Genomic DNA, 13,816 nt, shown 5'->3' with positions numbered 1-13,816 from the left:
GCCGGCTCCGGCGAGAACGGTAGGCAGTGTCAGTCCTTCAGCTTGAACTGCAGCTCGGTGTCCCAGTCCGCCATGCTCGGCACCTCCCGCGGGTCAGACTTGTAGATCTCCAGCCGTGACACCCACTTGTCACCGACGGCATCCCACTCGATGCCCTCCTGCTCGCCCCAGGCCAGCAGCTCGCGGGTGGCCTCCAGCAGCCCGTCCGGGTGGCCGTGGTGCTCGACACTCGCATACCGCCCGGCCGGCAGCACGCCGGTCACGATCTCGCCCTCACCGCTGTGGACGTCGTCCACCGGGAACCCGATCTCCAGCACGAGCCCGGCCTCCATGTCGACCACCTCGTACCGGAAGAACGGCGCGTCGTTCGGCGCGATCTCCCGCGCCGCCAGCCAGCCGATCACCTCGTGCATCCGATCCGCGAACGCGGAGATCTCGTCCATCCGGACCGTCCCGCGCAGCGCGACGTACGGCCGCTCCCCCACCTCGATGATCTCCGGCATCCCACGACCTCCCACTCGGCTGAAACCAATCAGTCTCAACCTAGACCGTCTAGGCGAAGTACTGCGGGAAGAGGTCGTGAGTGGGCCAAGTGGTGACGCCGTTGGCCGCCGTCCACAGCGCCGCGTCGATATCGCCGTACGGCTTACCGGACGGGTCGTCCCGCCGGTTGAACAGCACCGCCCAGCTCATCCCGTGATAGGTGCGGACGAGCAGAGTAGAGGTCCCCGGGAGGCTGCCGGTGTGCCAGGTGTTTCGGCCGGTGCCGCCGGTCGTCACGGGACGCACGCTCCAGCCAAGGCCGTAGTACGCACCGCCGGGCTCGACACCTGTCTCCGGCTTGGCCCAGACGCGACCGAGCGACGTGCTGTTCAGTACGGCGCCTGGCGCGTCGAACATCTTCGCCCAGCGGACCAGATCCGGTGCGCTGGCGATCCAGCCGCCGTTCGCATCCTGCGTCCGCATGCTGAAGGTCCCGTACGGCGATGCGACCGTCTGGCCCGACATGTCGAGAACGGTCCGCCCGGTGTACTGCGATTCGTACGACAGCTCACCACTGTGCTTCGCGATACTCCACCCGAGCGCCATCCGCTTGATCTTCAACGGCGTAAGGAGCTTCTGCTGGACGTAGGCCTCGTAGCTCAGCCCGCTGACCTTCTCGATCACCCGCCCGGCCAGCAGGTAGCCGAAGTTCGAGTAGGCGTACTTCGCCCCCGGAGCGACATCCAGCTTCTGGGCGGTCATGTACTTGATGACGTCGGCGTGCTTCAGCTCCATCGGTACGCCGAGCGCCTGCGCGATCGCGGCGTCCTTGAAGTTCGGATCGCCGGAGACGGCACGGTCCCAGCCGCCGAGATGCTGCAGCAGGCGCCACAGCGTGATGTTCGACCAGCGGGGATCGACGGGCGCGGTGATCCCGAGCAGATCGACCACCTTGGCCGAGAGCGTCAGCTTGCCGTCCTGTTCGAGGCGCAGGATCGCCGCGGCGGTCAGCGACTTCGACAGGCTGGCGATCCGGAACAGGGACGTCGGCTGCACGGCCAGCGTCTCGCTCGTGCTGTAGCCGCGGGCAAGCACCAGCCGGCCCTTGTAGGTGACCGCGAGCTGCCCGCCGGTGACCCCGCGGGCCTGCATGAATGCCTTGACCTGGTTGTCGAAACCGGCCAGCGCGGGCACCGCCGTACCGGTCACCTTCCAGGTCGCGGCCTCGGCGGACGCCGCTGCCGCCGTCCCGATCGCCGCGGCCGCACCGGTGGCGATCGTGAGCTTCCCCAAGCGGCGGCGGGACAGCTCCCTCACGATTCGTCCACCACGGCGGCATAGGAGATGACGCCGCGGCGGATCTCCTCGACGACGGCCCGCGCGGTCTTCCGCAGCGGGGTGTCGCCGGCCGCGTCGGCGACCTGTTCGGTGAGGTCGATGAGCTGTTTGGTCCAGCGGACGAAGTCCCCCGCGGCGAGGTCGGACTCGTAGAGAACCTCGGCCAGCGAGGCGCCGGAGGACCAGCGGAAGGCCGCCCAGCAGAACCCGAGATCCATCGAGCGGAGGAAGTCGACGCGCATGTCCCGCTCGAGGGCGGACAGCTCGCGCCAGATCTGCCCCATCTTCTCCAGCGCGATCCGGACGTCGCCGCGCGGCAGGCGCGGTGAGGTCGGCTCGTCCTTCGAGCGGGACTCGTAGACCAGCGCGGCCAGCGCCGAGGCCAGCTCGGGGACGGTGAGATCGTCGAAGATGCCCTGACGCAGGCATTCGGCGGCGACCAGATCGAGCTCGGTGTAGATCCGGGCCAGCCGGTCACCGGCCTCGGTGGTCTTGTCGCCATCGAGGTAGTGCAGCGCGTCCAGCACCTGGCAGACGCGGTCGAACTGGCGGGCGATCGTGTTCGTCCGCTGCTCGATCTTGCGCTGGACGTCGCGGTTCTCCCGGTCGAGCCGGAAGTACCGCTCGGCCCAGCGGGCGTGGTCCTCACGGTCGGAGCAGCCGTGGCACGGATGCGCGCGCAGCTCGGCCCGCATCGCCTGCAGCTCCGGGTCGTCGGCGTGGCTGACGGCGTCCCGGCCGCGGGCCCGCGAGGGCGGACCGTCCTCGCCGAGCATGTCGCTGCGCACCCTCAGCACCTGCGCGAGCTCACGCCGCTGCTGCGGGTTCCGCGCGTTGAACTTCTTCGGGATCCGCAGCGACCCGATCGCCTCGACCGGCGTCGGGAAGTCGATCATCGACAGTTTGCGAACCTGCCGGTCCAGCGTCAGGACGGTCGGCCGCGGCCCCTCCCGCTCCGAGCGCATCCCCGGATCGAGCACCAGCGCCCAGCCCGCGCTGCGGCCGGCCGGGATCCGGATGATGTCGCCCATCCGCAGCTTCTCGATCGACTCCTGCGCCTCGACCCGCCGGTCCTGCTTACGGGCCTTCGAACCGGACGACTCCCGATCGCCGATCCGGCGGCGCAGCGCGGCGTACTCCAGGAAGTCGCCGAGGTGGCAGTCGATCGACTCCTTGTACCCCTCGAGGGCCTCGGTGTTGCGCTGCACCTGCCGCGCGAGACCGACCACGGCCTGGTCGGACTGGAACTGCGCGAACGACAGCTCGAGCATGTCGCGGGCGCGCGTCCGCCCGACCTGGCGGACCAGGTTGACCGCCATGTTGTACGACGGGGAGAACGACGAGCGGAGCGGATACGTCCGGGTCGAGGCCAGGCCGGCGACCGCGCGCGGGTCGAACCCGGGCTGCCAGAGCACGACCGCGTGCCCCTCGACGTCGATCCCGCGCCGCCCGGCCCGGCCGGTCAGCTGCGTGTACTCACCCGGGGTGATGTCGACATGGGCCTCGCCGTTCCACTTGGAGAGCTTCTCCAGGACGACGGTGCGGGCCGGCATGTTGATGCCCAGGGCAAGCGTCTCGGTCGCGAACACGACCTTGATCAGCCCGCGCGCGAACAGCTCCTCGACGACCTCCTTGAAGGCCGCCAGCATGCCCGCGTGGTGCGCGGCGATGCCCCGGCTGAGCGCCTCGGCGAAATCGTGGTACCCGAGGACGCCGAGGTCCTCGTCGGGCAGGTCGACGGTCCGCTCGGCGAGCACGCGCTTGATCTCGTCGCGCTCGGACGGTTTGGTCAGCCGCAGCCCGGAGCGCAGGCACTGCAGCATCGCGTCCTCACAGCCCTTGCGGGAGAAGATGAAGTAGATGGCCGGCAGCAGCGCCCCGGCGTCCAGCTCCTCGACCACATCCGAGCGGAACGGCGTGAAGTGCGAGCGGGTCGGCCGGCCCTTCGGCAGGTCGCGGCGCCGGCGCGGCTTCCGCGAGTCGTCGCGGAAGATCCGGTTGTCGTCCCGGGCGATCTTGACCAGCTGCGGATTCACCAGATCACGAAGGTCGGTCGTCGAGCCCTTGCCGGCTGCCTTCGCCGGGTTGCCCGAGCGGTTCGGCCGGCCGGCCGACGGGCCGAACTGCGCCTGCGCGCCGGCCCCCGCCGTCGGCGTCTCCCCCGCGAACAGGTCGTGCAGCCGCTTGCCGACCATCACATGCTGGAACAGCGGCACCGGCCGCTTCTCCTCCAGCACGACGACCGTGTTCCCGCGCACCGTCGCCAGCCAGTCGCCGAACTCCTCGGCGTTGCTCACCGTCGCCGACAGCGAGACGACCGAGACCGAGTCGGGCAGGTGGATGATCACTTCTTCCCAGACCGCGCCGCGGGAGCGGTCGGCCAGGTAGTGCACCTCGTCCATCACGACGTACGACAGGCCGAGCAGCGTGCTGGAACCGGCGTACAGCATGTTGCGCAGCACTTCGGTCGTCATGACGACGATCGGGGCCTCGGAGTTGATCGAGTTGTCACCCGTCAGCAGGCCGACCTTGTCGGCGCCGTACCGGCTGACGAGATCGGAGTACTTCTGGTTGCTCAGCGCCTTGATCGGGGTCGTGTAGAAGCACTTCTGCCCCCGCTGCAGCGCGAGGTGGACGGCGAACTCGCCGACCAGCGTCTTACCGGAGCCGGTCGGCGCGGCCACCAGCACCTGGTGCCCGTCCTCCAGAGCGGCGCACGCACGCAGCTGGAACTCGTCCAGCGCGAAGTCGTAGAGGCCGCGGAACTCCTTGACCGCAGGATGCTCCTGGTCCGAGCGGAAAACGGCGTACTTCTCGGACGGGGTACTCATGGGTCCACACTATTCGACCCCTCCCCCAAAAACCCACGTACTTACCGCCGGCCGGGCCCCACGTCGCGTGGAGCCCGGCCGGTCGGCTCATCCGATGTGGTAGCTGTCGCCGTAGACCTGCCAGTCGAGCGGGGTGTTCAGGTCGAGGTTGCCGTTGCGGAGCCAGACGCGCTGCGCGGTGTCGACGCGGCTGGTGTCGCTGTGGGCCTCCTCCTGTTTCATCGCCCAGACGCGCGCGTCCAGGAAGGCGTTCAGCCAGGTGGTCTCGTTACCACCCTGGGACGGCGGCTTCGCCTTGCCCAGCGCGCGACTGCGGATACCGCCGAAGCTGGTGCCGCCGTTCCCGGGACCGTGCATGACGATCGCGTCGTAGTACGCGAACTGCCCGAGGGCGCGGACGCCATCGGACTTCCCCTGGGCGACCGCCGGCCGGAAGTACACGCGGTCGCGCTCGTCGTTCTGGCACTGCTGGAACACCGAGTCCTGCGCGGCGGTGGCCCAGTCCCGGGTGTAGTTCGGGTCGAGCCCGGCGTGCGAGTCGCTGCCGTCCACCTGGCGCAGGGCCGGGAGGTACTTCTGCAGGATGTTGCCGGACTTGCGGTTCGCGTAGAGCTCGACCAGCTCGAGCATGTCACCGGTGCCCGAGCAGAACCCGATGATGCCCGCGGTGTAGCCGCGGCCGTCGTCGATGTCCTCGATGTACTTGTAGTAGTTCTTCCAGTTCAGCGACGAGTTCTCGGCGCTGCAGACGATCTTCATCGCGATCTCCTTCTTCGCGGGATCGTCGAGGTTGACCGCCTGGACGGCGGCATTCGCGGAGCGGGTGAGCAGCGTCGCGGCTGCGGGGGCAGCGGCCAGGCTCAGGCCGAGCAGGAGCGCGTTTCTGCGCGTGGGGCGGTAGTCCATCTGTACCTCCGTGGGGCGTCCGAAGGATTACTAACTGATAGGAATCTTTACTATCAGACGGAGACCGGAGGTGAGAATAGTTCGGGAACAAATGTTTTTTGCGGGCCTACGCGAAGACGGTCAGCGCGCCCGGGGCGATCGTGACGTCGACCGGGAGCGGCCCGAGCGGCTCGCCGTCGGCGTACGCCGTGATCCCCGGCGACTCGATCCGGATCGACCGGCCGCGCAGCGTGCGGACCGCCGGATGGCCGACGTGAGTGCCCTTGGACAGCTTCGGGAACAGCTGCAGCAGCGTCAGCCGGGACACCGGCTCGATGATCGTGACGTCCAGCACCCCGTCGTCGATCTCGGCCCCGGCGCAGATCTGCAGCCCGCCGCCGTACGTCGGCCCGGTGCCGACCGCGACCAGCATGGCCTTGGTCTCGATCACCTCACCGTCGACGGTGACGACGTACTCGAGCGGGGAGAACGTGCGCAGCTCGGCGAGGGTGGCGACCGTGTAGCGGGAGTTGCCCTTCGGCCAGCTCATCGCATTGGCGCGTTTGTTCACCAGGGAGTCGAAGCCGCCGGCCACGACGGTGGTGATGAACTCGCCCTCGGCCACGGCCAGGTCGACCGCGCGGGTCTTCCCGGCGACGATCAGGTCGGCCGCGGCGGCCGGGTCCTTCAGCGGGATGCCGACGCCGCGCGCGAAGTCGTTGCCGGTGCCGGCCGGGACGACGCCGAACGGCATCCCGGACTTCGCCAGTACCTGGGCGCCGAGGTGGATCGTGCCGTCGCCGCCGACCAGCGTGACGGCGTCCGCGCCGGAGGCGATCACGTCGGCGGAGATCCGGCCGACGTCCTCGGCGCAGGTCGTCTCGTAGGTGTCGACGCTCAGACCGGCCGACTCCAGCCGCGCGCGGACGACCGGCGCGACGCGGGCGCCCAGCCCCTTGCCGCTGGTGGGGTTCACCACCAGCGCGATCCTGCGGGTCATCAGTCGGCCAGTAACGCTTCGGTACGGCGACGCTTCCGGCGGTCGTTCAGCTGGGCGATGATCTCGGCCCCGAAGAACAACAGGCACATCGGTACCGCGAGGAACATCAGCGAGAACGGGTCGCCGGACGGCGTCGCGATCGCGCCGAACAGGAAGATCCCGATGATGATGTACGGCCGGGACTTCGACAGCGCCGCGGCCGGGACGACGCCGACCAGGTTCAGCAGGATGACCACCAGCGGCAGCAGGAACGCGATCCCGAACACCAGCATCGTGCGCAGCACGAAGTCCAGGTACTCGGGCAGGGTGATCAGGTTCTGCGCGAACTCCGGGGTGAAGCCGATCAGGATCTCGATGCCCTTGGGGAGCGTCCAGTAGGCGACCCAGATACCGGCCGCGAACAGCGGGGTGGCGATCGCCGCGAACAGGTAGGCCCACTTCTTCTCGCCGCGGTGCAGACCGGGCGCGATGAAGGCCCACAGCTGGTACAGCCAGATCGGGCTGGCCAGGACCAGACCGAAGACCAGCGAGATCTTGATCTGGAAGGTGAACGGCGAGGTCACCGAGTTGAAGGTCAGCTCGGGCCGCTTACCGCCGTTCTTGCTGGCGAGCAGGTCGGCGACGCCCTCGTCGAAGGGCTTCTTCAGGAACTCGAGCGCGTGATCGTAGAAGATGTAGCCGACCACCGTCATCACGACGATCGCGAGCACCGAGATGACCAACCGGTTGCGGAGCTCGACAATGTGCTCGCGCAGGGTCATCCGACCCTCTTCGTCCTTCGGGCGGCGCTCCTTCTTCTCCTTACGTCGCCCGAACCTCACCATCGTCAAGGCTGGAAACTCGGCTCAGTTGGCCGTGTGGCTGGGCGGCACGTCGCCGGGCGCCTGGCCGTTGGCCTGGTTCGGCTGGGCCTGGGCCTGGGCCTGCTGCGCGGGAGCCTGCGCCGGCGGCGCGCTCGTCTCGTCGGTCAGCTCGGCGTTCTTCTTCTTGGGGCCGACCTCTTCCTCCCAGATCTTCTTCGACTTGCCCAGCTGGCGGACCAGGGCCGGCAGCTTGGTCGATCCGAAGAGCAGGACGACGATCGCGAGGACAATGAGCCACTCGGCACCGGAGGGCATTGTGATGAGCGGGTTCATCTCGGTCTCCCTTACACAGAACTTCAACTCATGGGCTGACGCAGGAGCTGCCTGGCGAATACTACGCCCGGACGCGATCCGGGGCCTGGGCAGCGTCCAGCTTGGACTGGGCGGCGACCAACTCACGCGTCAGCGCCTTGGCCTGACCCCACAGCTTCAGCGCCAGCAGGGCGAGGACCAGGAGCCACACCGCCACCACTGCCAGGAAGAGCAGGAACCAGTACATGATCAGGAGCCTAGCCCCTTCCCGGCCCGGACCCACGTCCACGGGGGCGTCCGGTGTCGGAACGTGATGGTAAAACTCGGTGTTCGAACAGGAGCGAAAGGGAGCGCGCGTGCTGCGGATCGGGGTCGAGGAGCGGCGACGGCGGATCGGGCGGCGGCATCGGCTCGCCGCGTCGGCGCAGGCGGCCGACGCGGCTCAGGCGGCGGCGTCGATGGTCGCCCTCCATGCCACGGATCCAGCGACCGTGCATCTCTCCGTCGCCGCGCGCGTACCAGGCAGTGACGTCGCGGCTACCGAGCGTGCCCTGTACGACGATCGCACGCTGATCCGGCTGCTCGGGATGCGCCGTACGGTGTTCGTCGTCCCGACCGGGTTCGCGCCGATCGTGCAGGCCGCCTGTGCCGACGACATCGCCGCCAAACAGCGCCGACTGCTCGTGAAGCATCTGACCGAGGCAGGCGTCGCAGCGGACGCGGAGTCCTGCGGGCTGTGGCTGCGGGCGGTTGAAGAGTCGACTGCGACCGCTCTGGCGCTGCGGGGCTCCGCTACGGCGCAGGAGCTGTCCGCTGACGAGCCCCGGTTGCGGACCAGGCTCAGCATGGCCGACGGCAAGCCGTACGCCGCAGCGCCGTACGTGACCAGCCGAGTGCTGTTCCAGCTCGCTGTCGACGGGCGCATCGTCCGCGGCCGCCCAGTGGGGACGTGGCTGAGCAGCCAGCACCAGTGGTCCCCTGTGGAGGGCTGGCTGAGCGGAGGGCTCGGTGTGAAGCCCGCTGCGGAGGAGGCGCGGGTGACGCTGGCGCGCTTCTGGCTCACGGCGTTCGGGCCCGGGACGGCGGCCGATCTGCAGTGGTGGGCCGGCTGGACGGCGGGGCAGACCAAGAAGGCCCTGATCGCGGTTGAGGCGGTCGCCGTCGAGCTGGACGGCCAGATCGGGTACGTGCTGCCCGGCGACGAGGAGCCTGAGGTCCCGGTCGAGCCGTGGGTCGCGTTCCTCCCGACGCTGGATCCGACACCGATGGGCTGGAAGGAGCGCGACTGGTACGTCGGCGCCCACAAGTCCAAGCTGTTCGACTCGACCGGCAACATCGGCTCGACGGTCTGGGCGGACGGGCGGATCGTCGGCGCCTGGGGGCAGCCGGAGTCCGGTGAGGTCCGCTACCAGCTGCTGACGGATGTCGGCCGCGAAACCGAGGCTCTGATCGAGGCCGAGGCCGCCCGCTGGACTGCGTGGCTGGCCGGCGTCCGTGTCACGCCGCGCTTCCGCTCCCCACTGGAGAAGCAGATCAGCGCTCAGAAGTCGTAGGCCTCGAGCGCAGCGCGTGCGGTGGCTGCGATCTGGGTCGACAGGTCAGCCGGGTCCAGAACGGTGGCGGCACCGCCGAGCCGGAGCACCAGCCGCTGCAGCCAGGCAGTGTCGGCGACACGCAGTTTGACGATCAGCGAGCCCTCCGGGCCCTCCTCGACCGACTCGTTGGGGTAGTACTCCGCGACCCAGCGCGCCGGCGGCGCCAGCCGGACAGTCGCCAGCAGGTCCCGCTCGGAGGGCTGGAACATGCCGTTGGACAGGTCCCGCGGGGTGGCCTCGGGCGGCGGTTCACTCGGCAGGTCGAGCAGCTTCACCCCGGCGATCCGGTCCAGCCGGAAGAGCCGCACGTCCTCAGCCAGCCGGCACCAGGCCTCCAGGTAGCTGCGGCCGTCGGAGACGACCAGACGCATCGGGTCCACATCCCGCTCGGTGGTCTCGTCGCGCGACGGGACGTCGTACGTCAGGTGCAGCCGCCGCTTCCCGGCGAGGGCCCGGTTGACCGTTGCGGCGATCTCGGGGTCGGCCGGCTCGACGTGGACGTGCGCGGCAGCGCCTTCGTGCGCCGCCGCGGCCTCCCCGGCGGCGCGCTCCAGCTTCGCGATCGCCCGGTCAACGGCGTCCCGGTCGTGGCCGGCCGTCACCTCACGCAGCGTGCGCAGCGCGGTCAGCAAGGCCAGCGCCTCGTCCGCGGCCAGGCGCAGCGGGCGGGCCAGGTAGTCGGCGTTGTTGATGTGGATGACGCCGTCGCCCTCGGCGGCCTCGATGTCGATCTCGATCAGATCGCCCATCTGGGCGCCCGGCAGCCCGCAGAACCAGAGCACCTTCAGGTCGGCCAGAATCTGCTTCGGGCGGACGCCGAACTCCTTCGCGACGTCCTCGACACGGGCGCCGTCGTTCTCCCGCAGGTAGGGCACCAGGGCGAGCAGCCGCTGCACCTGGTCGCGCGCGTTAGACACCGGCCACCGTCCGGAGTTTCCGCAGCACTCCGTCGAGGACCTCACCGGGGCCCTCGACCACGGCGTCCGGACCGTAGGACGCGATCTCCTCGGCGAGTACGGCGGAATCGGCGTACGGGACGTGCAGCAGGTCCCAGCCCTCCTCGTACGGCTCGATGGCGTTCGAACGGCGGCGCAGACTGACGCAAGAGCCGGTGCGCGCGCGGACCTTGGCTTCGGACGTCGGCCGCGGCGGTGCGAGCTCGGAGACCAGCGAACGCAGGTCTGTGCCCTCCGGGACGGTGAACGCGTTGGCCTCACCGACAGTCTTCACGTCGCCGCCGATGCGCGACAACCGGAACATCCTGGTCGCCTCACGGTCCCTGTCCCGGCCGACGACGTACCAGCGACCATGCCAGGAGACGATGCCCCAGGGCTCGAGCGTGCGGGTCGTGGGCTCGGAAGCACCGCTGCGGAGATGCTGGAACCGCACCGCCCGCCGACTGACCACTGCGGCCCACAGCGGGTCGAACGCCGGCTCCGAGGCACCGACGTGCGGCTCGATCGCGCTGAGCGCGGACTGGTCGGTCTGGATCCCTGCGGCCTTCAGCTTGAGCACTGCGGACGTCGTCGCCTCGGAAAGCCCCGCATGCTGCCAGACGCGCGCAGCGACGCCCAGGACGGCCGCCTCATCCGGCTCGAGCTGGACCTCGGGCAGCTCGAACACGTCCCGGCGGATCCGGTAGCCGACCTCGTCGGAAAAGAACTTGTCGATCGTGCCCATCTCGATCGGGATGCCGAGGTCGCGCAACTCGTCCTTGTCGCGCTCGAACATCTTCTCGAAGGCGTCGTCGGTCTGGCCCGCGTACCCCTCGACGACCTCGCGGATGCGCTCCTTGGTCACGTAGGTGCGCGCCACCAGGAGGCAGATGACCACGTTGAGCAGTCGCTCACTCTTGCGCGCCGACACCCGACCACCTTACGGCCTGACCGCGCCAAAACCCCTCTCCGCCACCGAACAAGTGTTCGGACCGCAGTCCGGTCCCTTAGAGTCACCGTGTGATTCGGTGGCGCGATGGCGTGGTGACGCAGGTCGGTCGGAGCTGGGCCGGTGCGGTCGAGCTGACAGTGCAGGTCGGTGAGCAGCCGGTCCGGGCGCTCGCCTACCCGGAGCTGGTCGGTACGCCGGTTGCCGGCGACCGGGTGCTGCTGAACGTCGGAGCCCTGGCCAAAGGGCTGGGCACCGGCGGCTACGCACTGGTGGTCGCCCTGCCGGACCGCCTGCCGGAGGACCCACCGGAAAGCGGACATCTGGTCAAAGCGCGCTACACGCCGCTGCAGGCGATGGTGCTGGGCGCCGACGAGCAGGACTCCCCCGACCACGCAGTACTGAGGGACGCCGACGACCTGTTCGGGACGCCGGTCGTCGTGGCTGACCTGCACTCAGCACTACCCGCCGTCCTGGCCGGGGTGTACGAGGCCCGGCCGAACACACGGGTCGTCTACGTGATGACCGACGGCGGTGCACTCCCCCTCGCCTTCTCGCGGACTGTGGCAGCGCTGCGCGACTGCAGCTGGCTGAGCGGCACTGTGACCGTCGGCCAGGCGTACGGCGGCGATCGGGAAGCTGTGACGGTCCACACCGGCCTTCTGACCGCTGTGCACGTCCTGACCGCCGAGCTCGTCGTCCTGACACAGGGGCCGGGCAACCTGGGGACGGGCACTCGCTGGGGGTTCAGCGGTGTGCAGTCGGGTGAGGCCGTCAACGCAGTCGGAACCCTGGGCGGACGCGCTGTGGCGTCGCTCCGCATCTCCGAGGCGGACCCCCGGCCGCGCCACCGCGGTATTTCGCACCACAGCCTGACCGCCTACGGCCGGGTCGCCCTCCAGCCCGCGGACGTCGTCGTGCCGGACCTGGACGGCGAATTCGGCGATGCCGTCCGGGATGCGGCCGAGCCGCTCAAGGCGCGGCACCGCGTCGTCCGCGTCGGAGTCGAGGGCCTGTACGACGTCCTCCAGGCCGCGCCGGTGAAGCTGTCCACGATGGGCCGCTCGCTGGACCAGGACCGGGCGTACTTCGAGGCTGCGGCCGCTGCTGGCCGGCATGCGGCCCGATTGGTGGATGTACCACCACCCGGGGTGTAGTCGCAGTACTCCTGATTGCGACGGCCTTTCGGCCGACTCTGGAAGCATGAACCCCTTCCAAGCCCCACTGACCGCACGGTGGGCCACCATGCTGTGGCTGCTCGCCGTCGGGGCCGGAGTCGCGGAGTCCGTGGTCGGAGTCGTCGGTGCGATCGAGGACGGCGTCGCGATACCCGCCCTGGCCGCTCAGGTCGCCGTCCGCGCGCTCCTGTACGGCGCCCTGTTCGTCGTGATCGACCGCTACTTCCGGAACGGCGTCCGCTGGTCCCGCTACCTGCTCGCGGGTCTCCTCGGGACCGTCGGCGTCGCCTCGCTCGTCTGGGGGCCAATCACCTGGCTGCTGGACCACGACCTCAACAGCCTCGACTGGACGCCGTCGTACGTGCTGACATTCGCACTGCGCAGCGTGCACCTGACCGCCGTCCTGACCGCTCTGGCCTTCTCCTTCCACGCCGACACCAACAGCTGGTTCCGGCAACACAAAACCGCCTGACCACGGGTGTGGTCAGGCGGTCTGCGAGGAACTACTGGCCCTGCTGCTTCGGGGCCGGGAACGCGTTCAGCACGTCGATGACGGCGAAGGCGCTGACGGACTTACCCTTGGCGTCCTTGGACGCCGGCAGCTCGACCAGGACGCGGCTACCGACCGGAACCCCGGCGAGCGCGTCGAGGGCGCCGGCCTGTCCGTTCGGGCCCGGGCCGACCTGGAGCTGGTCGGTCGGGGCGCCCGGCTGCGCCGGGGCGGTCTGGCTGGCGGGCTGGCCGTCCCAGGTGCTGGCCTGCTTCTTGCCGGTGTAGTCGAAGACGACGTACCGGCCGATCAGCTGGCTGCCCTTCTCGATCGCCTTGCCCTTGCCCTTGGCGATGACGACCGGCTTGCCCGGCTTGGCCGGCGCCTTGAGGCCCGCGGCGACGGTGACCGTCGGCGCCGCGTTCAGCTCGCCGCTGACCTTGATCTTGGCATCGGCGGCCGGCGCGACCGGGTCGGCGTCCAGCTTGGTGTCGTTGGCGGCCGAACCGACCAGGTCGACGACGAAGATCAGCGTGTCGTCGCCCTTGATCCCGGCCTGCTCGTTGCCCTTCTCCTTGTAGCCCTTGTCGGACGGGATCGACAGCAGCACGCGGCTGCCGATCTTCTTGCCGACCAGCCCCTCGTCCCAGCCGCCGATGACGCCGCCGATACCGATCGGGAACGACGACGGCGCGCCGCGGTCGTAGGAGTTGTCGAAGACCTTGCCGTCCCGCCAGATCTGGCCGAGGTAGTTCGCGGTGAGCAGCTCGCCCTTCTTCACCTCGGGACCGTCGCCCTCCTTGAGGACCTCGGTCACCAGGGCCTTGTCCGGGTCACCCTCGCGGTGCGTGATGGTCGGCTTCTGGCCGAACTCCGACGTCACCTTGATTCCACCGGCTCCGAAGTCGTCCTTCTTGTCGGAACCACAAGCCGCCAGCGACGACCCCAGGGCCACCACTGCGACCAGACTCAGCAACTTGCGCACGAACCTGCACCTCGAAACATCCCGGCGCGGTC

The 13,816-nt window shown here is 69.4% G+C and carries 14 protein-coding genes; 3 read left to right on the top strand and 11 right to left on the bottom strand.

Features of this window, described 5'->3' with window-relative positions:
- Positions 1-29 precede the first annotated feature (29 nt).
- From ACZ6ZD_RS33640 to ACZ6ZD_RS33605, 8 genes are all read right to left on the bottom strand, one after another.
- The gene (locus ACZ6ZD_RS33640; protein WP_465678266.1) at positions 30-503 is read right to left on the bottom strand and encodes a GyrI-like domain-containing protein; all 474 of its coding nucleotides are present in this window, start codon (positions 501-503) and stop codon (positions 30-32) included.
- Between the two features lie 49 nt (positions 504-552).
- A complete protein-coding gene (locus ACZ6ZD_RS33635) occupies positions 553-1,800 on the bottom strand; it encodes a serine hydrolase domain-containing protein (RefSeq protein WP_465678264.1) in 1,248 nt (415 codons plus the stop codon).
- Positions 1,797-4,652, bottom strand: coding sequence for a DEAD/DEAH box helicase (locus ACZ6ZD_RS33630; protein WP_465678262.1), 2,856 nt, complete (start codon positions 4,650-4,652; stop codon positions 1,797-1,799). The genes ACZ6ZD_RS33635 and ACZ6ZD_RS33630 overlap by 4 nt, the downstream gene beginning before the upstream one ends.
- 87 nt (positions 4,653-4,739) lie before the next feature.
- Entirely contained in the window at positions 4,740-5,558 is an 819-nt protein-coding gene (locus ACZ6ZD_RS33625) for a chitosanase (RefSeq protein ID WP_465678260.1), read from the bottom strand.
- A 106-nt stretch (positions 5,559-5,664) separates the two neighbouring features.
- Complete coding sequence (locus ACZ6ZD_RS33620; RefSeq protein ID WP_465678258.1) at positions 5,665-6,537, bottom strand: diacylglycerol/lipid kinase family protein; 873 nt, start codon at positions 6,535-6,537, stop codon at positions 5,665-5,667.
- A complete protein-coding gene (gene tatC / locus ACZ6ZD_RS33615) occupies positions 6,537-7,361 on the bottom strand; it encodes a twin-arginine translocase subunit TatC (protein ID WP_465678854.1) in 825 nt (274 codons plus the stop codon). Before tatC ends, ACZ6ZD_RS33620 begins: the two co-directional genes overlap by 1 nt.
- Before the next feature lie 21 nt (positions 7,362-7,382).
- Positions 7,383-7,673: a twin-arginine translocase TatA/TatE family subunit gene (locus ACZ6ZD_RS33610; RefSeq protein ID WP_465678256.1), complete on the bottom strand. Its 291-nt coding sequence runs from the start codon at positions 7,671-7,673 to the stop codon at positions 7,383-7,385.
- Between the two features lie 61 nt (positions 7,674-7,734).
- A complete protein-coding gene (locus ACZ6ZD_RS33605; RefSeq protein ID WP_465678254.1) occupies positions 7,735-7,899 on the bottom strand; it encodes a hypothetical protein in 165 nt (54 codons plus the stop codon).
- A 109-nt stretch (positions 7,900-8,008) separates the two neighbouring features.
- Here ACZ6ZD_RS33605 and ACZ6ZD_RS33600 point away from each other — a divergent pair, with 109 nt between their 5' ends.
- Positions 8,009-9,205, top strand: a complete 1,197-nt coding sequence (locus ACZ6ZD_RS33600) for a winged helix DNA-binding domain-containing protein (protein ID WP_465678252.1) — start codon at positions 8,009-8,011, stop codon at positions 9,203-9,205.
- Here ACZ6ZD_RS33600 and ACZ6ZD_RS33595 read toward each other — a convergent pair.
- Together ACZ6ZD_RS33595 and ACZ6ZD_RS33590 are read right to left on the bottom strand one after the other, a co-directional pair.
- Positions 9,193-10,164, bottom strand: a complete 972-nt coding sequence (locus ACZ6ZD_RS33595) for a helix-turn-helix transcriptional regulator (protein WP_465678250.1) — start codon at positions 10,162-10,164, stop codon at positions 9,193-9,195. The genes ACZ6ZD_RS33600 and ACZ6ZD_RS33595 overlap by 13 nt on opposite strands.
- Complete coding sequence (locus tag ACZ6ZD_RS33590) at positions 10,157-11,113, bottom strand: helix-turn-helix transcriptional regulator (RefSeq protein WP_465678248.1); 957 nt, start codon at positions 11,111-11,113, stop codon at positions 10,157-10,159. The genes ACZ6ZD_RS33595 and ACZ6ZD_RS33590 overlap by 8 nt, the downstream gene beginning before the upstream one ends.
- A gap of 89 nt (positions 11,114-11,202) precedes the next feature.
- Between ACZ6ZD_RS33590 and ACZ6ZD_RS33585 the strand changes: the two genes are divergently transcribed.
- Together ACZ6ZD_RS33585 and ACZ6ZD_RS33580 are read left to right on the top strand one after the other, a co-directional pair.
- Positions 11,203-12,288, top strand: a complete 1,086-nt coding sequence (locus tag ACZ6ZD_RS33585; protein ID WP_465678246.1) for a DUF3866 family protein — start codon at positions 11,203-11,205, stop codon at positions 12,286-12,288.
- A 46-nt stretch (positions 12,289-12,334) separates the two neighbouring features.
- Entirely contained in the window at positions 12,335-12,781 is a 447-nt protein-coding gene (locus ACZ6ZD_RS33580) for a hypothetical protein (RefSeq protein ID WP_465678244.1), read from the top strand.
- 31 nt (positions 12,782-12,812) lie between these two features.
- Here ACZ6ZD_RS33580 and ACZ6ZD_RS33575 read toward each other — a convergent pair whose 3' ends face one another.
- A complete protein-coding gene (locus tag ACZ6ZD_RS33575) occupies positions 12,813-13,784 on the bottom strand; it encodes an FKBP-type peptidyl-prolyl cis-trans isomerase (RefSeq protein WP_465678243.1) in 972 nt (323 codons plus the stop codon).
- Positions 13,785-13,816: the final 32 nt, after the last annotated feature.

The sequence above is a fragment of the Kribbella sp. NPDC104218 genome, from assembly GCF_055584105.1.
This window is presented reverse-complemented; position numbering and strand designations above follow the sequence as displayed.